Origin of the sequence: Escherichia sp. KTE52 (genome assembly GCF_000408325.1) — a bacterium.
GTDB classification, from domain to species: Bacteria; Pseudomonadota; Gammaproteobacteria; order Enterobacterales; family Enterobacteriaceae; genus Escherichia; species Escherichia marmotae.
On sequence record NZ_KE138680.1, the window covers coordinates 181,915 to 184,984 of the forward strand.

General features: G+C 51.4%; 2 protein-coding genes and 1 tRNA gene. 2 read left to right on the plus strand and 1 reads right to left on the minus strand.

What is annotated here, in order from left to right; all coding sequences use genetic code 11:
• Positions 1–2: 2 nt before the first annotated feature.
• Positions 3–79 (plus strand) — tRNA-Met (locus A1SC_RS10645).
• Positions 80–152: 73 nt separating this feature from the next.
• Here A1SC_RS10645 and amiC read toward each other — a convergent pair.
• Entirely contained in the window at positions 153–1,406 is a 1,254-nt protein-coding gene (gene amiC, locus A1SC_RS10640) for an N-acetylmuramoyl-L-alanine amidase AmiC (RefSeq protein ID WP_000016909.1), read from the minus strand.
• Positions 1,407–1,636: 230 nt separating this feature from the next.
• Between amiC and argA the strand changes: the two genes are divergently transcribed.
• Complete coding sequence (gene argA / locus A1SC_RS10635; protein WP_000237970.1) at positions 1,637–2,968, plus strand: amino-acid N-acetyltransferase; 1,332 nt, start codon at positions 1,637–1,639, stop codon at positions 2,966–2,968.
• Positions 2,969–3,070 lie beyond the last annotated feature (102 nt).

A 3,070-nucleotide genomic window follows, 5' to 3' on the forward strand; every position in this document is an offset into this window, starting at 1 on the left:
GACGCGGGGTGGAGCAGCCTGGTAGCTCGTCGGGCTCATAACCCGAAGGTCGTCGGTTCAAATCCGGCCCCCGCAACCAATTATTAAGCACCCTTATGGGTGTTTTTTTATTTCTGCTCTTCCATAAAAAAGCGCTATTCAGCGCTTTTTTACTATCCCCTTCTCGCCAGCGTCGCCCCATCAGAAAAATACGCTTTAATCCCCGCGAGGATAGACTCTGCAACTTCCTGCTGGAAAGTCGCTGTTTTCAGTTTGCGCTCTTCCTCAACGTTACTGATAAACGCCGTTTCGACGAGAATAGATGGAATATCTGGCGCTTTCAGTACAGCAAACCCGGCCTGCTCGACCTGATTTTTATGCAGCTTGTTGATTTTGCCAAGTTTATTCAGGACTGCCCTACCAAACTTCAGGCTGTCGGCAATGGTCAGCGACTGCACCATATCGAACATGGTGTGGTCGACATAGCGGTCACCGCTTTTGCTCACGCCACCAATCAAATCCGAGGCGTTCTGAGTTTGTGCCAGATATTTTGCCGCAGTACTGGTCGCGCCTTTGGTCGAAAGCGCAAACACGGAAGAACCGCTCGGCTGGCGGCTGGTAAAGGCATCTGCATGGATAGAAACAAAAAGGTCAGCACGTTGTTTCTGTGCTTTTGCTACACGCACTTGCAACGGAATGAAGATGTCTTCATTACGCGTCATGTACACCTTCATATTGCCCTCTTTCTCGATCAGAGAGCGCAGACGGCGGGCAATTTGCAATACCACGTCTTTTTCACGCGTTTTGTATTTCCCCACCGCGCCGGAGTCTTCACCGCCATGGCCCGGATCAAGCATGATGACAATAGGACGATCGCGCCCAGCCTTGCCAGGCTGTGGGCCACTCTGCGCAGGCGGCACCTGCTTTTCGAGATCGCCTTTGTTGTAATCCTCCAGCAGTGCCAACAGTGGATCCTGCATATCCTGGGCATTGACCGGGTAGAGATCCATCACCAGACGCTCTTTAAACCCGGCAACTGGCGCGAGGGCAAACATCTGCGGTTTTACGTTTTGCTTTAACTCAAAAACCATCCGCACGGTTTGCGGATCAAATTGCCCGACGCGTGCAGACTTGATGAACGGGTCGTCAGCACGAATTTGCGCAGCCATCCCCTTAAGCACCGAGTTCAGGTTTACATCTTCGATATCCACTACCACGCGTTCAGGGTTACTCAACGCAAACTGCTTATATTTCAGTTGACGATTTGATTCTACCGTTACACGGGTATAGCTGGACGCAGGCCAGACGCGCACCGCCACGACCTGACTGACCGCAGCCAGACTCACCTGACTTACGCTCAATAGCCACATGGCACCCGCGCCTTGCAGTAAACGACGACGGCTGATTGCAGTGTTGGATCCCGACATGCCTCTCCCGAGCAAATAAATCTAAGCTGTGTAACAAGTAAACGACCAATTTGACCGGAAACTTTAGCGAAAGACGCATATTCTGTCATCTATAAAACGGTAAACATTCTTTTTATATTCACGGCATTACTGATAAAAAAAATGTTCACGCATAAAATTTGCACTTGCACACGGCAAAAAAACAGAATAAAAATACATTAATTTCGAATAATCATGCAAAGAGGTGTGCCGTGGTGAAGGAACGTAAAACCGAGCTGGTCGAGGGATTCCGCCATTCGGTTCCCTATATCAACACCCACCGGGGGAAAACGTTTGTCATCATGCTCGGCGGTGAAGCCATTGAGCATGAAAATTTCTCCAGTATCGTTAATGATATCGGGTTGCTGCACAGCCTCGGCATCCGTCTGGTCGTGGTCTATGGCGCGCGTCCACAAATAGATGCGAATCTGGCAGCGCATCGCCACGAACCGCTGTATCACAAAAATATACGTGTAACCGACGGCAAAACACTGGAACTGGTGAAGCAGGCTGCGGGGACATTACAACTGGACATCACTGCACGCCTGTCGATGAGCCTTAATAACACGCCATTGCAGGGAGCGCATATCAACGTCGTCAGTGGCAATTTTATTATTGCCCAGCCGCTGGGCGTCGATGACGGCGTGGATTACTGTCATAGCGGGCGCATCCGGCGGATTGACGAAGAAGCGATTCATCGCCAACTGGACAGCGGTGCAATTGTGCTGATGGGGCCGGTGGCGGTTTCGGTCACTGGCGAGAGTTTTAACCTGACCTCGGAAGAGATTGCCACTCAACTCGCCATCAAGCTGAAAGCCGAGAAGATGATTGGTTTTTGCTCTTCACAGGGGGTCACCAATGACGACGGTGACATCGTCTCCGAGCTTTTCCCCAACGAAGCGCAATCGCGGGTAGAAGCTCAGGAAGAGAAAGGCGATTACAACTCCGGTACGGTGCGCTTTTTACGTGGTGCAGTGAAGGCTTGCCGCAGCGGTGTTCGTCGCTGTCATTTAATCAGTTATCAGGAAGATGGCGCGCTGCTACAAGAGCTGTTCTCACGTGACGGTATCGGTACGCAAATTGTGATGGAAAGCGCCGAGCAGATTCGTCGCGCAACAATCAATGATATCGGCGGTATTCTGGAGTTGATCCGCCCGCTGGAGCAGCAAGGTATTCTGGTGCGTCGTTCTCGGGAACAACTGGAGATGGAAATCGACAAATTCACCATTATTCAGCGCGATAACACAACTATTGCCTGCGCTGCGCTCTATCCGTTCCCGGAAGAGAAAATTGGCGAAATGGCCTGCGTGGCGGTACACCCGGATTACCGCAGTTCTTCCCGTGGTGAAGTCCTGCTGGAGCGTATCGCAGCCCAGGCCAGGCAAAGCGGCTTAAGCAAATTATTTGTGCTGACCACGCGCAGTATTCACTGGTTCCAGGAGCGTGGTTTTACCCCGGTGGATATTGATTCACTGCCAGAGAGCAAAAAGCAGATGTACAACTATCAGCGTAAATCCAAAGTGCTGATGGCGGATTTAGGGTAAGCGATGAAAATCGCCAGATGCGATATGCGCAATGCCCGGGGGCATGATAAACACGCTAGCATCGCATCAGGCATTGACGCTCATCGTCGGATGCGGCGTGAA